Origin of the sequence: Nitrosospira sp. Is2 (assembly GCF_033095785.1) — a bacterium.
Taxonomy (GTDB): Bacteria; Pseudomonadota; Gammaproteobacteria; order Burkholderiales; family Nitrosomonadaceae; genus Nitrosospira.
This window is the reverse complement of sequence record NZ_CP137134.1, coordinates 921,449-939,643: the sequence shown is the minus strand read 5'-3', so window position 1 is coordinate 939,643 and position 18,195 is coordinate 921,449. Positions and strand designations below refer to the sequence as shown.

At 55.0% G+C, this 18,195-nt stretch carries 12 protein-coding genes; 9 read left to right on the top strand and 3 right to left on the bottom strand.

All coding sequences use genetic code 11. From position 1 onward, the window contains the following. Positions 1-360 precede the first annotated feature (360 nt). The 8 genes from ovoA (at position 361) to R5L00_RS04180 (ending at position 13,411) form a co-directional block, all read left to right on the top strand. A complete protein-coding gene (gene ovoA / locus R5L00_RS04215) occupies positions 361-2,556 on the top strand; it encodes a 5-histidylcysteine sulfoxide synthase (protein WP_411555588.1) in 2,196 nt (731 codons plus the stop codon). Further along, positions 2,553-3,755 (top strand): MalY/PatB family protein, encoded by a 1,203-nt coding sequence (locus tag R5L00_RS04210; RefSeq protein WP_258192466.1) that lies wholly within the window; start codon positions 2,553-2,555, stop codon positions 3,753-3,755. Before ovoA ends, R5L00_RS04210 begins: the two co-directional genes overlap by 4 nt. A 70-nt stretch (positions 3,756-3,825) precedes the next feature. Continuing rightward, the gene (locus R5L00_RS04205) at positions 3,826-4,740 is read left to right on the top strand and encodes a DMT family transporter (protein ID WP_411555603.1); all 915 of its coding nucleotides are present in this window, start codon (positions 3,826-3,828) and stop codon (positions 4,738-4,740) included. An 83-nt stretch (positions 4,741-4,823) separates the two neighbouring features. Next, the gene (locus R5L00_RS04200) at positions 4,824-7,163 is read left to right on the top strand and encodes an ABC transporter transmembrane domain-containing protein (protein WP_317653504.1); all 2,340 of its coding nucleotides are present in this window, start codon (positions 4,824-4,826) and stop codon (positions 7,161-7,163) included. Next, on the top strand, positions 7,156-7,629 hold the full coding sequence (locus R5L00_RS04195; RefSeq protein ID WP_107692114.1) for a DUF1854 domain-containing protein: 474 nt from the start codon (positions 7,156-7,158) through the stop codon (positions 7,627-7,629). The genes R5L00_RS04200 and R5L00_RS04195 overlap by 8 nt, the downstream gene beginning before the upstream one ends. Before the next feature lie 431 nt (positions 7,630-8,060). Further along, positions 8,061-10,364 carry a cyanophycin synthetase gene (gene cphA / locus R5L00_RS04190; protein WP_107692115.1) on the top strand — a complete coding sequence of 768 codons (2,304 nt, stop codon included), beginning with the start codon at positions 8,061-8,063 and terminating at the stop codon, positions 10,362-10,364. Positions 10,365-10,389: 25 nt separating this feature from the next. Next, positions 10,390-12,960: a cyanophycin synthetase gene (gene cphA, locus R5L00_RS04185; protein WP_317653503.1), complete on the top strand. Its 2,571-nt coding sequence runs from the start codon at positions 10,390-10,392 to the stop codon at positions 12,958-12,960. A 229-nt stretch (positions 12,961-13,189) separates the two neighbouring features. Continuing rightward, positions 13,190-13,411, top strand: a complete 222-nt coding sequence (locus R5L00_RS04180) for a dodecin family protein (RefSeq protein ID WP_107692117.1) — start codon at positions 13,190-13,192, stop codon at positions 13,409-13,411. A gap of 81 nt (positions 13,412-13,492) precedes the next feature. Here the strand turns inward: R5L00_RS04180 and clpA are convergent, their stop codons facing one another. Together clpA and clpS are read right to left on the bottom strand one after the other, a co-directional pair. Further along, entirely contained in the window at positions 13,493-15,751 is a 2,259-nt protein-coding gene (gene clpA / locus R5L00_RS04175; protein WP_317653502.1) for an ATP-dependent Clp protease ATP-binding subunit ClpA, read from the bottom strand. Between the two features lies 1 nt (position 15,752). Next, positions 15,753-16,061 (bottom strand): ATP-dependent Clp protease adapter ClpS, encoded by a 309-nt coding sequence (gene clpS, locus R5L00_RS04170; RefSeq protein WP_107692119.1) that lies wholly within the window; start codon positions 16,059-16,061, stop codon positions 15,753-15,755. A 302-nt stretch (positions 16,062-16,363) separates the two neighbouring features. Here clpS and R5L00_RS04165 point away from each other — a divergent pair, with 302 nt between their 5' ends. Then, positions 16,364-16,567, top strand: coding sequence for a cold-shock protein (locus tag R5L00_RS04165; RefSeq protein ID WP_004174375.1), 204 nt, complete (start codon positions 16,364-16,366; stop codon positions 16,565-16,567). A gap of 313 nt (positions 16,568-16,880) precedes the next feature. On the opposite strand, the gene icd is transcribed toward R5L00_RS04165, so the two are convergent. After that, entirely contained in the window at positions 16,881-18,128 is a 1,248-nt protein-coding gene (gene icd / locus R5L00_RS04160; protein WP_107692121.1) for an NADP-dependent isocitrate dehydrogenase, read from the bottom strand. Positions 18,129-18,195: the final 67 nt, after the last annotated feature.

Here is an 18,195-nt window from a genome sequence, read left to right as displayed (position 1 = left end):
ATGATAAGAACTAAAGGCGTGGACGGAATTGCGGAACTCACTTCCCTCATTGCAATCAAATTCCAGGATAAGTCGCTTCCCCCTTGATGCTCGTCCAACGACCTTCTAGTTTACTAGTTCGCGTTTTGACAGACAGCTCGTCCTGAAACGCTTGAGTAGATCCTTACACCTTTAACAAACTTCTATTCGTTCGCTCTATGCCAGCTCTTCGAATCGGCATGGCCAAGCCATTGTTCCATACGCGTCAATTCCGCAGTACACGTCCAATAAACGCAGTACACCTCGACTATGTTGAGGTGGCGTTTCAGGTGTTAAACTTCTCGTTTAATCTTTATTAGATAACTCGCATCGAGGTTGAACATGAATTTGAATGATGCACGAAAAGTTATGCTGCGGCCTGAGTCAGCCTCTTCGGCAAACTCGGCAAACCCGACGTTGAGGGTGCTGCCGGAACAGCTTTTCCCGAGAACCCCCATCCTCACCAGCGGCGATGTCGCCGCGAAGCGGGAGGAGATACGGCATTATTTCCATGCCACGCTCGATCGCTACGAGCAACTCTTCGAAACATTACAGGGCGATGAGGCCTATTTCAAAAAACCGATTTCGTTGCGCCATCCGTTGATCTTCTACCTGGGTCACACCTCGACTTTTTTCACCAACAAACTGGTGCTTGCGGGGCTAATGACGGAGCGTATCAATCCCAGGATGGAATCAATGTTTGCGGTGGGCGTCGATGAAATGAGCTGGGATGATCTGAATACCACTCACTACGATTGGCCGTCCGTTGACGAGGTACGCGCTTACCGGGGTACGGTGCGTCGCATCGTCGACAAACTGATTACGGATACACCACTTACCCTACCCATCGGCTGGGATAGTCCGTGGTGGACGATCCTGATGGGTATCGAACATGAGCGGATCCATCTGGAGACGTCATCCGTCCTGATCCGGCAGCATGCGCTTGAGTACGTGCGACGCCATTCCGCATGGGAACCGTATAAAAAATCCGGACAGGCGCCCGAAAATCAATTGATCGATATCCCGGAAGGTATTGTGCGGCTGGGTAAAATGAAGACCGATCCGGCGTACGGATGGGACAATGAGTATGGCAAACATATAGCGGAAGTTGCTGCCTTCCAGGCGGGCAAGTACCTCGTGAGTAACGGGGAATTTCTTGCTTTTGTTCAGGCAGGCGGTTACAGCGATGAAAATTTCTGGGAAGAGGAGGGCCACGCGTGGCGATGTCATACTCGCGCAGAACATCCCACCTTCTGGATCAGGCACGGCTCGGGCTGGAATCTGCGCTTGATGACCATGGAAATACCCATGCCCTGGGATTGGCCGGTGGAAGTGAATTACCACGAAGCCAAAGCCTTCTGCAACTGGAAAGCGGCAACCAGCGGCCAAACCTACAGATTGCCGACGGAAGATGAATGGTACCGGCTATATGATATGGCTGGGTTGTCGGAGGTCCCGCATACGGAGCCCGCTCGCGCCAACATCCATCTTGACCACTGGGCCTCCAGTTGCCCCGTGAACGAATTTGCCCATGGAGAGTTCTACGATGTGGTCGGTAACGTCTGGCAATGGACGGAGACCCCGATCTATCCCTTTGAAGGTTTCGATATTCATCCCCATTATGACGATTTCACGACGCCAACCTTCGATGGCCGACATAATATGATCAAAGGCGGTTCGTGGATGTCATGTGGCAATGAATCCCTGAACAGCGCCCGCTATGCATTCCGTCGACATTTTTTTCAGCACGCGGGATTTCGTTACGTGATTGCGGAGGCGCCAGCTGTGCAGCAGGGATCTCACTACGAAACCGACAAGCTTTTGTCTGAATACGCCGAATTCCATTATGGCGACAGTTACTTTGGCGTCCCGAACTTCCCGAAGGCGCTGGCGGAACTCGCTATTGCCGCCATCAAAGATAAACCAGCGTACAGGGCGCTCGATCTCGGCTGCGCGTCGGGACGTGCGACTTTTGAATTGGCCCGTCATTTTGACGATGTTACAGGGATAGATTTCTCCGCACGTTTCATCGGACAGGGTGTCCAGCTTGCTCAGCAGGGTGCGCTGCGCTATACCCTCGCGGTTGAGGGCGATCTTGTTTTTTACCGGGAGCGGACGCTTGCGGGGCTTGGGCTGGGTGACGTGAAGCATAAGGTGGCGTTTTACCAAGGCGACGCCTGTAATCTCAAGCCCCTGTTTAGCGGATACGACCTCATCCTTGCTGCGAATCTGATTGATCGCCTTTATGACCCGGCCAAGCTCCTGAGGAATATACACATGCGTCTCAATCCTGGGGGTCTGTTAATGATTGCTTCGCCCTATACCTGGCTGGAGGAACATACCAAGCGGGAAGCATGGATTGGCGGCTTCAAGCGGGATGGCGAAAGCTTCGGTACCCTCGACGGGTTGAAAGAAATGCTCGGCGCCAATTTCAGACTCATTCAAGCGCCGCAGGAGGTGCCATTTGTGATCCGCGAAACTCGGCGCAAATTTCAGCATACACTCTCCGAAGTGACGATCTGGGAGCGGATCGCTTGAGCCTAGGCCCTGTTTCGGGCTACGACTTTGACAGCGAGATCGATCGCGGTGGTACCGCCAGTCTGAAGTATGACGGGCGTACGAAAATGTTTGGCAGGGAGGACGTCATACCCCTGTGGGTAGCCGATATGGATTTCGCGGCACCTCCTGCCGTCACCCGGGCACTTTCGCATCGCGCCGCCCATCCTGTTTACGGTTACACGCTTTTTCCGGATAGCCTGTACCAATCCCTGATAGAGTGGTTATGGCGCCGTCATGGCTGGGAGGTGCACCGCGACTGGATCATGATGTGTCCTGGCGTCGTGCCGTCGTTGCATGCTTCTGTCATGGCATTTGCCGAACCGGGCGAGCAGGTCATCGTGCAGCCGCCTGTCTATTTTCCCTTTTTCTCGGCCGTCACGAGTACCGGCAGACAACTTGCACATAGCCCGTTGCGTCTCGGAGACAGCCGTTATGAGGTCGATTTCGATCAACTGGAGCAACGTGCGGCGACGGCCCGCCTGTTATTGCTATGTTCTCCGCATAACCCCGTCGGCAGGGTATGGAGCAAGCCGGAACTGCAACACATCCTGCGAATTGCAGAGAAACACGATCTTGTCATTTTTTCGGATGACATTCACGCGGATCTGGTTTATCCCGGCAACAGGCATCACATGCTTGCGGCTCTGTCAGAAGGTTCGGCCCGGATCGTCACAGCTGTTGCCCCCAGTAAGACGTTCAATATTCCCGGTCTGAATCTTTCTGCGCTCATCGTGCCTGATGCGGACTCCCGGATAGCGCTCGCTCGGGTACTCGATATGATGCACATCAGCGCATCCAATCCCTTCAGCATCGCCGCTTTCGAGGCAGCTTACCTGGACGGTGGCGCGTGGTTGGATGCGCTAGTGGTTTATCTTCGGGAAACGCGTGATTTTGTTGCCGGATATCTCGCGGCGGACGTGCCGGAAATCCGGCTTCTCGAACCCGAGGGTACCTATCTGCTGTGGCTGGATTGCCGTGCGCTAAAAGTCGACCTGGGTATGGATGATGCACAGCTCCGGCGCTTCTTCGTACAGGAAGCTGGCGTGGGCATGAGCCCCGGCACACTGTTTGGCGATACGGGCACCGGTTTTATGCGCATGAATATAGGCGCTCCGCGCCATGTCATCCGGACCGCTCTGGAAAAAATTAGGAAAGCGCGAGATAAGGCAAAACCATGAATCGGCTCCGGGTAGAAGTTTCCAAATATGTCCCCCACTCCAAAATGAACCTGTCCACGGGTTCCTCCGCATTATAAGTGCACCGATAAATTCCCGTAGCGGCTGGGTTGCTGTTTTCCTTACCATATGCATCTGGACGGGTTTTATTCTTGTTTCCCGTCATGGTGGCACGGGGGCACTCACCAGTTGGGATATCGTGTCCCTTCGTTTTGGCGCGGGTGCGCTGATTGCCGCCCTTTGTCTGCCGTATGTCAGGCTGCCACCCCTCCGGGTGATTGCGCTGTTTTCGTTGTATGGGGGCATTGGCTATGCGAGCGTCGTATATGCCGCTTTCCGCATGGGTCCCGCGGCGCACGCTTCTGTGCTGCTGCCCGGCGCATTGCCTTTTCTGACGGCGATAATTGCCTGGCTGTGGTTAGGCGAAAAACCGATGCCGCGTCGCGCCGTCGCGCTGGTTATCGTCCTCGCGGGTATCATGCTGACTACTGCCGATTCGTTTTCACGCGGTCCGCAACTCACCAGCACGCTGATTTTGGGCGATCTGCTTTTTCTCTGTGGCTCATCATTGTGGGCGGTATTTACGCTGTTGCTTGGCCGTTATGCGGTGACGCCCCTTGCCGCAACGGTGTCAACCACCCTGGGTAGCGCCTTGCTTTACCTGCCGCTGTGGTGGTTGTTCCTGCCCAGCAACATCGATCAGGCGCCGGTCAGCGAAATAGCCACTCAAGCGTTACACCAGGGTGTGCTGGTCGTGTTTGTCGCCATGCTGCTCTATACCTTCGCGGTGCGCTGTCTGGGAACCCAGACAGTCGCCTTGCTGATGGCCTTTGTGCCGGTTCTCTCTGCCCTTGCCGCCGTGCCTCTTCTAGGCGAGGCATTGTCCATGACCACATTGGCAGGATTGGGAGCAGTAACCGCAGGCGCAGTGCTGGGTGCGCGGCAGCATCAGTCACTACGACCGCCAGGTGAGTGCAAGGTAACATAACACCGCCGATGAGGTGAGAATGTCTGGCCGACGTTCGCGCCATTTCCAATCGCGCCAGCCCTGATTCGCTCTACGCGCAAAAGATGACCAAACTCAATCCTTCTCTGCCGGCGGGCGCCCCCCCCAACATTTCCTTCTCGGTTTTGCCAGTGGCGTGGGCGGCGCAGGTTGAGCCCCGACTGTCCCCGGAAGAGAAGGTGCTGGCCTGGCTGGAAACCGATCTTGATGCACAGTTAGATTTCTCATCCGGGCTGGTAATAGTTACCAATAAACGATTATTAGCCAAAACCGGAAGTGATGCCAACTGGCAGGACTGGCCGTACCGGCGAGGACTGAGGCTGGGGCGCCACGATCATTCGGGGGTGGGCAGGCTTGAGCTTATTGATGAGGAATCGCTGCTTACGCGCTGGCGCTACACACTGGGACGAGATAGTGCAGCGCGGCGTCTTGTTGAACATTTTGCCCAGCAACTCAACTTCCAGCTTACCGGCGAACTTCCCCACGCGGACGCCGAGGCTGAGGCCGTGTGTCCCCGTTGCCGCGCGGTGCTTGACACGCCGTTGCCGCCGGGTCAAGAGGAATGCGCCACCTGCCGCGGTCAAAGCGTCATCCCACCTTCCACGTGGACGCTGTTCCGTTTGTGGCGTTTCGCGAAACCTTATAGATGGCAACTGCTCGCGGGTTTTATGCTGACGCTTGGCAGTACGGCGGCTGCGCTGGTGCCGCCCTACATGACGATGCCGCTGATGGATAACGTACTGATTCCCTATCAGAACGGCAAGCCGATCGACGTAAATCTGGTGACATTTTACCTTACCGGGCTGCTTGGCGCCGCAGTGCTGGCGTGGGTGCTCGGCTGGGCCCGGACTTATATGCTGGCACGGATCTCGGAACGTATCGGGGCCGACCTTCGTAGTGCCACCTATGAACATCTCCTCAAACTCTCGCACGCATATTTCGGTGGAAAACGCACCGGTGACCTGATGGCGCGTATCGGGTCGGAAACCGACCGTCTCAATGTTTTCCTGTCGCTTCACCTGCTTGATTTCGCCACTGACGTTCTAATGATCGGCATGACGGTGATTATTCTGGTGTCGATCAACCCGATGCTTGCGCTGGTCACGTTGGCCCCGCTGCCGATCATTGCTTGGTTAATTCATATGGTCCGCGACCGATTGCGCACGGGGTTTGAGAAAGTTGACCGGGTCTGGGCCGAAGTCACCAGCGTGCTGGCCGATACCATTCCCGGCGTACGCGTTGTCAAGGCATTTGCGCAGGAGAAGCGCGAGGCAGCGCGTTTCCGTGCGGCTAACGACCGCAATCTGGAAGTCAACGACCGGGTCAACAAGGTCTGGTCATTATTTACGCCCACGGTTACGTTGCTTACCGAGATCGGGTTGCTGGTGGTATGGATATTTGGTATCTGGTTGGTTTCGAAAGATGAAATCACGGTGGGAGTACTTACCGCCTTTCTTACCTATATCAGCCGTTTCTATCTGCGGCTGGATTCAATGAGCCGCATTGTCTCGTTTACGCAGAAAGCGGCGGCGGGCACCAAACGCATCTTTGAGATTCTCGATCACGTTTCCAGCGTCCCCGAGCCTGCCCATCCCGGGCATCTGTCCGCCGTCGCCGGCCGTATCGAGTTATCCGGCGTCGGTTTTCGCTACGGCACCCGCAGCGTGATTCGAAACATCAGCCTGGTCGTTGAACCGGGCGAAATGATCGGCCTTGTCGGGCATAGCGGTTCTGGAAAAAGCACGCTCGTGAATCTGATCTGCCGCTTTTACGACGTTACCGAAGGCGCGATTCTGCTGGACGGAGTAGACATCCGCGCACTGCTGGTCGCGGAATATCGTAAGAATATCGGTCTCGTGCTTCAGGAGCCTTTCCTGTTTTTCGGAACGATCGCGGAAAATATTGCTTACGGTAAACCAGACGCGAGCCGCGAGGAGATCGTTGCCGCGGCGCGCGCTGCTCATGCCCATGAGTTCATCCTGCGCCTGCCCCACGGCTACGACTCCCTGGTCGGCGAGCGAGGTCAGGCGCTCTCGGGAGGTGAGCGGCAGCGGATCTCCATTGCCCGTGCCCTGCTGATCGACCCCCCCATCCTGATTCTCGACGAAGCCACGTCATCGGTTGATACGACCACTGAGAAGGAAATTCAGAAGGCGCTGGAAAACCTGGTACGCGGCCGTACGACAATCGCTATCGCCCATCGTCTTTCCACGCTGCAGCATGCGCATCGGCTGGTCGTGTTGGACCGCGGCAGCGTCGTGGAGATCGGCAATCACGATACGCTAATGGAACGGGAAGGGCACTATTACCGTCTTTATCAGGCGCAGGCACGCAACATCGACACCGAGGATAATTTGCGTGGGCCCAGCATGGATCCCAAGCACAGGACAGCCGCCAATGAGTGACAACGCATCTTACCAATTGAGCCGTAACCTTTTCGGACGACTGGTGCTCACGGAGGCAAATGGCGCCGCTCGGGAAGGGGTCGTCCCGATACGCGCATTTCCAATCACTGCGCCGGACAGAGCCATCGCCCTCATCGATCAGCATGGCCAGGAACTGGCCTGGATCGAACAGCTGAGCGATTTACCCGAGGCGTTACGTGAAATTGTGGAAGCGGAACTGGCCGCCCGCGAATTCATTCCCGAAATCCGGCGCATTCGCGACGTCTCGGGTTTCGCCACTCCCAGCGCATGGAGCGTGGAAACGGATCGGGGCAATACGTCCTTCATCCTTAAAGGTGAAGAAGATATCCGCCGCCTGGCCCCGCCGTCTCTACTAATTGCCGACAGCCACGGGGTTCAGTTCCTGATCCGCGACCGTTTCGCCCTAGATTCTCACAGCCGCAAGATTCTGGACCGTTTTCTATAAACCCGCCGGAAAGCCGGATCAGCTGTTGGACAAGAAGAAGGGGATAAACCTTTGCCGGCTCAGGCGCTGCCTTTGCCCGTTACCATGCCTGCGTATTAACCAAACCAGTGCTCGACGAACGAAATCCCTGCAAACCGCTGTCGTTGCGAGGAGACAGAAATATTCATTATGCTTCAATGGGTTCACATCAATTTCACAAACCTTTGTCCAGAAACAGCGACATGTTCCAACGCGGGTTCTGTTGAACCAATGGAACAAGCGATTGGTTTTACAGGAATATTAAATATGGCACGGGAAATGCTTAATTCTTCGCCGTTATGCTGACTCCGTGCTGCGGAACTATTTCCCTTAAAAAATTAAACGTGCACAGCTGTAAACCGTTTCCAGCGCACCGCGTTAGTTTAACGTTGATTCACTCCGTGTAAAACTCTATGCTGGCCAGTGCGAATACGAATACCGAGCATGTCGATAATAAAGATATCAAGTTTCTCGAAGTCCGCCACCTGAACGGTCCCAACATCTGGACACTTCGGCCAGTGCTGGAGGCAGTGGTTGATATAGGAGACCTGGAGGATTTCCCCTCCAATACCATTCCCGGGTTTTACGACCGGCTTTCTTCGTGGCTCCCTTCCCTTATCGAGCACCGTTGCAGCTACGGTGAGCGGGGCGGCTTTCTCCGGCGACTGGAGGAAGGGACATGGCCGGGCCATATACTTGAACATGTCACGCTTGAACTGCAGAATCTCGCCGGAATGCCAGGCGGTTTCGGCAGGGCTCGCGAGACCTCGCAGCGCGGCGTCTACAAGGTGACCGTGAGCGCGTGGCATGAGGATATCGCCCGCAGTGCCCTGTTTGCGGCGCGTGAATTGGTGCTGTCGGCGATGGGGTATCGGCAAGGCGATCATCCTTTTGACGTGAGGAATGCCGTTGAGCACCTGCGCGATATGGTGGACTCGTTGTGGCTGGGTCCGTCTACGGCTTGTATCGTCGAGGCTGCCTTAAGCCGTGGTATTCCCTCCATCCGCCTGCTGGCCAAAGGCAACCTTGTGCAACTCGGCTATGGCGTGCGCAGTCAGCGTATCTGGACTGCCGAAACAGACCGGACGGCCGCAATTGCAGAGACCATATCCCGCGACAAGGACTTGACCAAGGAACTGCTCAGGTCTTGCGGAGTTCCAGTTCCCGAGGGCCGCGTTGCTAACAGCGCGGAAGATGCCTGGGAAGCCGCGCAAGACATTGGTCTTCCCGTCGTCATCAAGCCGTGCGATGGCAACCATGGTCGTGGTGTTTTCATCGAGTTAAGCAAGCGCGAAGAGGTTGAGTCTGCCTATCATGTGGCGCTGAAAGAGGGGACGGGTGTGCTGGTGGAACGATACGTTCCTGGCACCGAGCACCGTCTGCTGGTCGTCGGCGGGCGCCTGGTGGCCGCAAACAGGGGCGACTCCGTATCGGTTACGGGGGATGGGAAGGCCACTTTCCGCGAGCTGATTCGCAACCAGATCAATTCCGACCCGCGGCGCGGGTCGACGGAAGATCACCCGCTTAACCTCATCAGCATCGACGGCGTGACAAGAATGGAAATCGCGCGGCAGGGCTTCACCGTTGATTCGATACCGCCAGCCGGTCTGGAGGTTTTGATTCAACGTAACGGCAACCACGCTTTCGACGTTACTGACGAAGTACATCCGAGCACTGCTGCTGCGGTCTCCCTTGCAGCCCGGGTGATAGGACTCGATATTGCCGGGATTGATCTCGTAGCACGGGATATTTCACGCCCCCTTGCTGAACAGGGTGGCGCTATCGTGGAGGTTAATGCCGGCCCCAGCTTGCTGATGCACATCAAACCTGCTGTCGGCGCACCTCGGCCAGTGGGCGAGGCAATCGTCGACCATCTCTTCCCGAACCATGAGGATGGCCGCATTCCAGTGGTTGGAATTACCGGCAGTCACGGCAAAACTACCGTAGCGCACATTATCGCGCACCTGCTCGCACTTTCCGGGAGGCATACGGGACTCGCTTGTAGTGACGGATTTTACCTGGACCGTCGGCAAGTCTTCAGTGGCGACCATGCCAAACGGAAAGCGGCCAACAACATGCTGACGAATCGTTCGGTTGAAGCCGCTGTTCTGGAAAACGGAGGCGATAGCATCCTGTGCGAAGGGCTGGCCTATGATGGTTGCCAAATTGGCGTCGTAACCAATGTGGAACTGGAGCGGCACTATGGAAGGCACGATATCCAAACGCCCAGGCAGGTGTTTGATGTGCTGCGCACTCAGGTTGATGTCGTGCTGCCGACCGGCGCAGCGGTACTTAACGCCAGAGAATTGTTACTGGTCGAGATGGCCGGGTTGTGCAACGGTGAAGTCATTTATTTCAGTGCGGACCCTGAGAGTCCTGTAATCAGCGCGCACCGTGAGCACGGCACCAACGGTCTTGGTTCCGTCCGGGGAACACGAGCGGTAATCGTTCGGGACAATGAAATTCTCCTTGCCAATGGTTCGAACGAGACACCGGTCGCCGCGCTGGCGGAAATTGCATTTGGCAACGACGTAGACGCACGTACAGAAGTGGAAAACATACTTGCGGGGGTGGCTGCCGCCTGGGCGTTTGGCATTGCGCCTGCTCTCATACGTCAGGGAATCAAAGATTTTTATCACGCCAGAGCAGATGCTCGTGCAATTGCTGAGACGGATAAAACCGGCGAGCAGAATCCGGCATTGGAACTTACATGCTGACCCGGAAACAACAGGAGAACAATTGATGGAAGTGTCCCGCATCCGCGCATTGCGCGGTCCCAATTTGTGGAGTCACAAGACGGCGATAGAAGCGGTGGTATCATGCGACGATGCCGAGTACCTCACCAGCGGAATCCCCGATTTCGCGAAACGTTTGCGCAAGTGGTTGCCGGATCTTAATCTGTTCCAGGCGACCGGTCAGTACGGCCCTATAACCATGGCGCATGCTTTGGAGCGCACCACGCTCGGTTTGCAGATACTAGCAGGCTGCCCGGTAGAGTTCAGCAAGACCGTCCAGACGCTGGAACCCGGCACCTATCAGGTTATTGTAGAGTACAGCGAAGAAGCGGTAGGCCGCCTTGCCATTGAACTTTCCCAAGCTCTTTGCCGCGCGTCAGCGGCAGGTATTCCTTTCGATCTTGCTGGGACAGTGAAACAATTACGCGAACTGAACGAAGAAATACGCCTCGGGCCGAGTACCAGCGCGATCGTGCATGCCGCCGTGGATCGCGGTATTCCTTTCCGCCGCCTCACTGACGGCAGCATGGTTCAATTTGGCTGGGGAAGCAAACAGCGGCGCATCCAGGCCGCCGAAACCAGCTTGACCGGCGCTATTGCAGAATCAATCGCGCAGGACAAGGAACTGACCAGATCACTGTTGAGCGCCGCAGGGATTCCCGTGGCAACAGGCAGACCGGTCGCGGATGCGGCCGACGCATGGGCGGCTGCGTGTGAGATAGGGGGCCCGGTCGTTGTCAAGCCACGTGATGGCAACCAGGGGCGGGGAGTGGGCGTGAATCTTATCACGCAGGCGCAAGTTGAAGCGGCATATGCGCTGGCAGCGGAGATCAGCGGTGAAGTGCTGGTTGAGCGTTATATCCCGGGTTGCGATTTCCGGATGCTGGTGGTCGGCAATAAGTTGGTTGCCGCTGCACGGCGCGATCCACCCCAGGTGATCGGCGATGGCGTGCACAGTATCAGTGAATTAGTGGAGCAGCTCAATCGCGACCCCAGACGAGGTGAGGGACACGCGAACACACTGACAAAAGTTCAGTTCGACGAAGTTGCCCTTTCTCATCTGGCGGACCAGGGATTAACGGCAGACTCCATTCCGGCGAACGGAGTGCGCGTTCCCCTCCGTAATAATGCCAACCTTTCAACCGGTGGGACGGCGATCGATGTTACCGATGATGTCCATCCCCAGCTTGCTGCTCGTATTGAAACGGCTGCGCAAGTCATCGGTCTCGACGTATGCGGGGTTGACGTTGTCTGCGATAGCGTGTCGAATCCGCTGGAGGGGCATGGCGTCATTATCGAGATTAATGCGGCTCCCGGTCTTCGCATGCACTTGCAGCCTTCGTTTGGCCAACGGCGCAACGTGGGGGAAGCGATTATTTCGAATATGTTCAAACCGGGCGATGACGCACGCATCCCGGTTGTTGCCGTCACAGGGACCAACGGCAAGACCACGACGGTTCGCCTCATCGCCAGTATCCTTAACTACCAGGGGCTGCGGGTCGGTATGACGAGTACCGACGGAGTTTATATTGAAGGGAAGCGCATCGACAGCGGTGATTGCAGCGGTCCCAAGAGTGCGAAAAAGGTTCTTCTTCATCCCGATGTCGACGCGGCCGTATTCGAAACGGCGCGGGGCGGCCTGCTACGAGAAGGGTTGGGCTTCGACCTCTGTCATGTCGCAGTGGTGACGAATATCGGCAGGGGTGATCACCTCGGTCTCTCCAACATCAACACAGTGGAAGATCTGACAGCGGTGAAGCGCATTGTTGTGCAAAACGTTACCCCTGGCGTCGGCGTCGCGGTGCTCAACGCCGCGGACCCGCTGGCAGCCGGCATGGCTCCGTATTGCCCGGGCTCGGTTACTTTCTTCGCGCGCGATCCCAACAATGCGGTCATAGCGAAACATCGGGCGCAACGCAAGCGTGTCATCTATCTCGATGGAGGTTGGATAGTTGCTGCGGAAGCCGGCGTTGAACATCGCATTCCGGTAGCGAGCATTCCTTTTACGCAGAATGGCGCCATCGCATTCCAGATCGAAAACGCGATGGCCGCAGTCGGCGCCGGGTGGGGGCTTGGCCTGGATTGGGAAACCATCCGCGCCGGGTTGAAAAATTTCATTAGCGATACGGAAACCGCGCCCGGGCGTTTCAATCTCTTCAGCCATCGCGGTGCTACATTGATTGCGGACTATGGCCACAACGTGGACGCGATCCGGGCATTGGTTAATGCCATTGATAAGATACCGGCCAAGCGACGTTCAGTGGTCATCAGTGGTGCGGGGGATCGTCGCGACGAGGACATACGTCAGCAAACGGAAATTCTTGGCGATGCTTTCGACGAGGTGGTGCTTTATCAGGATAAATGCCAGCGGGGGCGGGCGGATGGAGAAGTGCTGGGCCTCCTGCGGCAGGGTCTGGAGAAGGCCAAGCGTGCGCGCGATGTAAAGGAAATCCGGGGGGAATTCGTTGCCATCGACGCTGCTTTCGCTAACTTAAAAGCGGGCGAGTTATGTCTCATTCTTATCGATCAGGTGGAAGCAGCGCTTGGCTATATCAATAAGCGAGTAACCGCGGGCTAATAGTACTTGCGGCATATGATTTGAACCGTCTTCCCGCTCTCCACGGTTCGGGTTATCCTCTCCTACCACTGCGCTGAGTCGGGAGGCCCATAAGGTTCTAATGTCTTTCCCGGGCGTGATTGCAATTTGCGGGAGCTAGCCTAAACTGAAAGGCGGCAAATCAGGAATAAGCTGGGTTTGCCGACGTGCTTATTTTGAAATGCTTGTTTATAGAACAAGGAGAAGAATCATGGCGGGAGATAGCGTTTATCGAATAACGGAACTAATCGGAACCAGCAAGACATCCTGGGAAGATGCGGCCAAGAACGCCGTCGAAACAGCCTCCAACACTTTACGGGACCTGAGAGTTGCGGAAATTGTAAAACTCGATATGGTAATTGAAGATGGTAAGGTAGCTGCATATCGCGCGAGGGTTAACCTGTCGTTTAAGTATGAAAACAGTAGTAACTAGCCGGGATGAGGAATAGCCTGGCAAGAAAAAAGGCGCTCGCGGCGCCTTTTTTCTTGCCCTTCTCCGTCGTTGCACCGCCTGCTATAAAGCTGCAGCAGCCTCCTCCTCGAACTGGAGTTTAACCTTGTCGTCGGCGTCTATATCCACTGTCACCCTGCCACCATTAGCGAGCCGGCCAAACAGCAATTCATCCGCAAGGGCGCTGCGAATAGTATCTTGAATCAGTCTGGCCATGGGACGAGCACCCATGAGAGGATCAGCGCCGTTGCGCGCGAGATAGTCCCTCAGTGCCTCGGTAAACGTTGCCTCCACTTTCTTGTCATGCAACTGCGCTTCGAGTTGCATCAGGAATTTATCCACCACTCGTAGAATCACGTCCGTATTCAGGGATCCGAATGAAATGATCGCGTCCAGCCGGTTCCTGAATTCGGGCGTGAACATCCGCTTGATTTCAGCCATCTCGTCCCCTGCCTGTGTCGCCGTTGTGAAGCCTATGGTGGCTTTTGAAAGCGATTCGGCACCAGCATTAGTGGTCATGATAATCACCACGTTGCGGAAATCCGCCTTGCGGCCGTTGTTGTCCGTTAACGTGCCGTGATCCATTACCTGCAGCAGGATATTGAAAATATCAGGGTGAGCTTTTTCAATTTCATCCAGCAGCAGTACCGAATAGGGCTGTTTTATGATGGCCTCGGTGAGCAGGCCGCCCTGATCGAAACCGACATATCCCGGCGGTGCGCCAATCAGGCGTGAAACGGCATGCCGTTCCATATATTCCGACATGTCGAAACGGTGCAGGTGAATGCCTAGTGCGTAAGCGAGCTGCCGCGCCACTTCAGTTTTACCGACGCCAGTGGGGCCCGAGAAAAGGAAGGATCCCACGGGTTTCTGGGGATTGCCTAAACCGCTGCGGGCCATTTTAATTGCCGCGGTGAGAGCATTGATCGCCTTGTCCTGCCCGAACACTACCGCTTTCAGGTCCCGATCCAGCGTTTTCAGTGTACTACGGTCATCGCTAGAGACGTTTTGCGCTGGAATCCGCGCGATTTTGGCGATAATGCCTTCGATTTCATGTTTGCTGATTACCTTGCGCTGCTTCGATTTCGGCAGGACGCGCTGGGCGGCTCCGGCTTCGTCTATGACGTCTATCGCTTTATCGGGCAAATGCCGGTCATTTATGAAGCGTGCTGACAACTCTGCTGCCGTGGTAAGCGCGATTGCCGTATATTTAACGCCGTGATGAGCCTCGTAGCGTGCCTTCAAACCGCGCAGTATGGCGACGGTTTCATCGACGCTGGGCTCGAGTACATCGATTTTCTGGAAACGCCGCGATAATGCATGGTCCTTTTCGAAAATACCGCGATATTCGCTGTACGTGGTTGCGCCGATGCATTTGAGTTGGCCGGTATTCAGTATCGGTTTTAGCAAATTGGACGCATCCAGCGTGCCTCCAGACGCGGCCCCGGCACCAATGAGTGTGTGAATCTCATCAATGAAAAGGATGGCGTTAGAGCTGTCCAGCAACTGCTTCAGCACTGCTTTCAGGCGTTGCTCGAAATCCCCCCGGTATTTCGTTCCCGCCAGGAGCGCTCCCATGTCGAGGGCGTATACTTGATGGCGCGCGAGAATCTCCGGGACGTCGTTTTCGATTATTCGACGTGCCAATCCTTCGGCTATCGCGGTTTTGCCTACCCCAGCTTCGCCAACGAGAAGGGGATTATTCTTCCGGCGACGGCAAAGCGTTTGTATCAGCCGTTCCAATTCCCTTTCACGCCCGATCAGTGGATCGATCTTACCGGCGATCGCCAGCGAATTGAGATTTACAGCGTAGCTTTCCAGTGCTCCACCTGAGCCAAGCTCCTGCTCAGTGTCGCCTTCGCTTTCCGATTTAGCCGTGCTGCCCTGAGGCACCTTGCTGATGCCATGCGAAATATAATTGACGACGTCCAGCCTCGTAACACCCTTCTGATGAAGAAAATAAACTGCGTGGGAATCCTTCTCCCCAAATATCGCTACCAGTACGTTCGCCCCCGTAACTTCTTTTTTACCCGAAGACTGAACATGCAGGATCGCACGCTGTATTACGCGTTGAAATCCCAACGTAGGTTGTGTATCAACTTCGCCGGTTCCGCCCACCGTCGGGGTATTCTCGGTAACATGTTCCGTCAGCAGCCGACGCAGGTCTTCTATGTCAACCGAACAAGCCCGGAGCACCTCGGCAGCGGTGGGGTTGTCGAGCATTGCCAGCAACAGATGCTCGACCGTGATAAACTCATGCCGCTTCTGTCGCGATTCCACGAACGCCATATGTAAACTGACTTCTAGTTCTTGCGCAATCATTTCAGGTCTCCTCCATCACGCACTGTAGCGGATGTTGATGCTGCCTCGCAAATGTGACCACTTGTGCGACCTTGGTGGAAGCCACATCATTGGGATAAACTCCACATATCCCCGCCCCATCCATATGGACTTTGAGCATGATTTGCATTGCCTGTTCGCGGTTCATCGAAAAAAAATTTTGTAACACGATCACGACGAAATCCATAGGCGTGTAATCATCATTCAACAATATTACCTTAAACATGGGTGGCGGCTTGAGTTTACTCTTTTCAGCCTCCAGTACAACATCTCCTTGATTTTCGCTTGCCATGCTTCTAGTCTCACTAGGCATCAGTTCGAGTGAAAAAATAAAACGGAACAAATCGCTCTCTACTGGTGTACGCACTCTAATATTTGATGATTGCGCAGAAATATTCAAGTACCTTGAGAAAATTATTCTGTTGCATTTGTGCAAAATAAGTGCGCCGAGTACTTGACTTGAACATCGGATTTGCGTAAAACAACTCTTGGCGTTTGGCTTCAAGTTCTCTGCAGTACCGGTTACAGCCGTTTGCGGTCTTGAAACTCAAACAGTGTTCGGGTTTCCGGCCCGTTTTTTTATAGGAAGCAAAAATGGCAACTGGTACAGTAAAATGGTTCAATGACTCCAAGGGTTTCGGTTTTATCACTCCGGATGATGGCAGTGAAGATCTGTTCGCTCACTTTTCCGCAATAAATATGTCCGGGTTCAAGACACTAAAGGAAGGTCAAAAAGTTTCCTTTGAAGTCACGCAGGGACCGAAGGGCAAACAGGCATCAAATATTCAATCTGCTTAATGGTCTCATGCTGGCGTGGTGAAGCCGCGACCAGTTTGTAATCAATTACAGAATTATGTAAAGCTCCTTGCCGGCCTGCCCGGCAGGGGGTTTTTCACCTCCGGATGGACCAGTTCAGACGCAAAGTTTCCCGCAGAACCAGAGCTTCTGCAGGACCTACTTTCCGCATTATCCGGTTACCTTCGCGGGGATAGCATCCCCGCTGGCAGCCCTTCTGTTTCCTTAACCGTGGCCGTAAGCCTTAGATGGGACTGTCCCTCGCAGGTCTCAACAATCGCCATTCAGCTTTCACGCCGGACCCTTCGCAAAAACGCTACATTCGGTCGATCAGCGCCTGACCGAACGCCGAACATGAGACTTTTTGCGCATTGGTCATCAGTCGCGCAAAATCGTACGTGACTATTCTATCCTGAATGGTTTTTTCCATCGCCGCGATAACCAGATCTGCTGCTTCAGTCCAGCCCATGTGTCGCAACATCATCTCCGCAGAGAGAATGATAGAGCCCGGGTTAACCTGATCCTTGCCTGCGTATTTCGGCGCGGTACCGTGGGTTGCCTCGAACATTGCGATGGAATCGCTTAAGTTTGCTCCGGGTGCAATGCCAATGCCTCCTACCTGCGCCGCCAACGCGTCGGAAATGTAGTCGCCGTTCAGATTCAGTGTAGCGATTACGTCATATTCTTCCGGACGCAGTAAAATCTGTTGCAGGAAGGCGTCAGCAATCACGTCCTTGATAATCACTCCTCCCTTATCGTCGGACAACTTCATCCATGGCCCGCCATCAAGGGGCCTCGCGCCGAATTCGTTGGCGGCAAGTTCATACCCCCAGTTTTTGAAGGCGCCCTCGGTGAATTTCATGATGTTGCCCTTGTGCACCAGCGTTACCGAACTGCGGCCATTATCGATGGCGTACTGTATTGCCTTGCGCACCAATCGTTCTGTACCCTCCCGGGAGACAGGCTTGATTCCTATGGCTGATGTTTGCGGGAAGCGGATCTTGCTGACACCCATGTCAGTCATCAGAAAATGAATGACTTTCTTTACGTTCTCCGATCCGGCTTCCCACTCAATTCCGGCATAGATGTCCTCGGAGTTCTCCCGGAAAATTATCATGTCTGTCTTTTCGGGGTTTTTTAACGGGCTGGGGACGCCTTGGAAGTAGCGCACAGGACGAAGGCATACATATAGATCCAACTCCTGACGCAGCGCGACGTTAATGGAGCGGATACCGCCACCCACCGGAGTGGTCAGCGGCCCCTTGATGGAGACGACATACTCTCTGGCAGCTTGCAAGGTCTCATCCGGCAGCCAAACATTGTTACCGTAAATCCGCGTGGCTTTCTCGCCGGCGTATATCTCCATCCAGGAAATCTTGCGCTTTCCTCGATAAGCTCGACTAACCGCTGCATCAACAACGCGTATCATTACGGGGGTGATATCCACGCCGATCCCGTCGCCTTCGATATACGGAACAACGGGGCTATCCGGCACGCTCAGGGTAAAATCTGCGTTTACACGAATTTTCGTGCCGTTGGATGGCGTGCTAATGTGCTGGAACATGATATCTCCCAAGAATTGTTATGGTGCTGGCGGCGCCCGACGCAGCGGTCAATTTTTTAAAAAACGA

Excerpts from the sequence above, each read along its gene's own strand:
- R5L00_RS04180 (WP_107692117.1), top strand. The coding sequence starts at position 13,190 with ATGGCGGGAGATAGCGTTTATCGAATAACGGAACTAATCGGAACCAGC.
- clpA (WP_317653502.1), bottom strand. The coding sequence starts at position 15,751 with ATGATTGCGCAAGAACTAGAAGTCAGTTTACATATGGCGTTCGTGGAA.
- icd (WP_107692121.1), bottom strand. The coding sequence starts at position 18,128 with ATGTTCCAGCACATTAGCACGCCATCCAACGGCACGAAAATTCGTGTA.
- cphA (WP_107692115.1), top strand. The coding sequence starts at position 8,061 with ATGCTGGCCAGTGCGAATACGAATACCGAGCATGTCGATAATAAAGAT.
- clpS (WP_107692119.1), bottom strand. The coding sequence starts at position 16,061 with ATGGCAAGCGAAAATCAAGGAGATGTTGTACTGGAGGCTGAAAAGAGT.
- R5L00_RS04195 (WP_107692114.1), top strand. The coding sequence starts at position 7,156 with ATGAGTGACAACGCATCTTACCAATTGAGCCGTAACCTTTTCGGACGA.
- cphA (WP_317653503.1), top strand. The coding sequence starts at position 10,390 with ATGGAAGTGTCCCGCATCCGCGCATTGCGCGGTCCCAATTTGTGGAGT.
- ovoA (WP_411555588.1), top strand. The coding sequence starts at position 361 with ATGAATTTGAATGATGCACGAAAAGTTATGCTGCGGCCTGAGTCAGCC.
- R5L00_RS04200 (WP_317653504.1), top strand. The coding sequence starts at position 4,824 with ATGACCAAACTCAATCCTTCTCTGCCGGCGGGCGCCCCCCCCAACATT.
- R5L00_RS04165 (WP_004174375.1), top strand. The coding sequence starts at position 16,364 with ATGGCAACTGGTACAGTAAAATGGTTCAATGACTCCAAGGGTTTCGGT.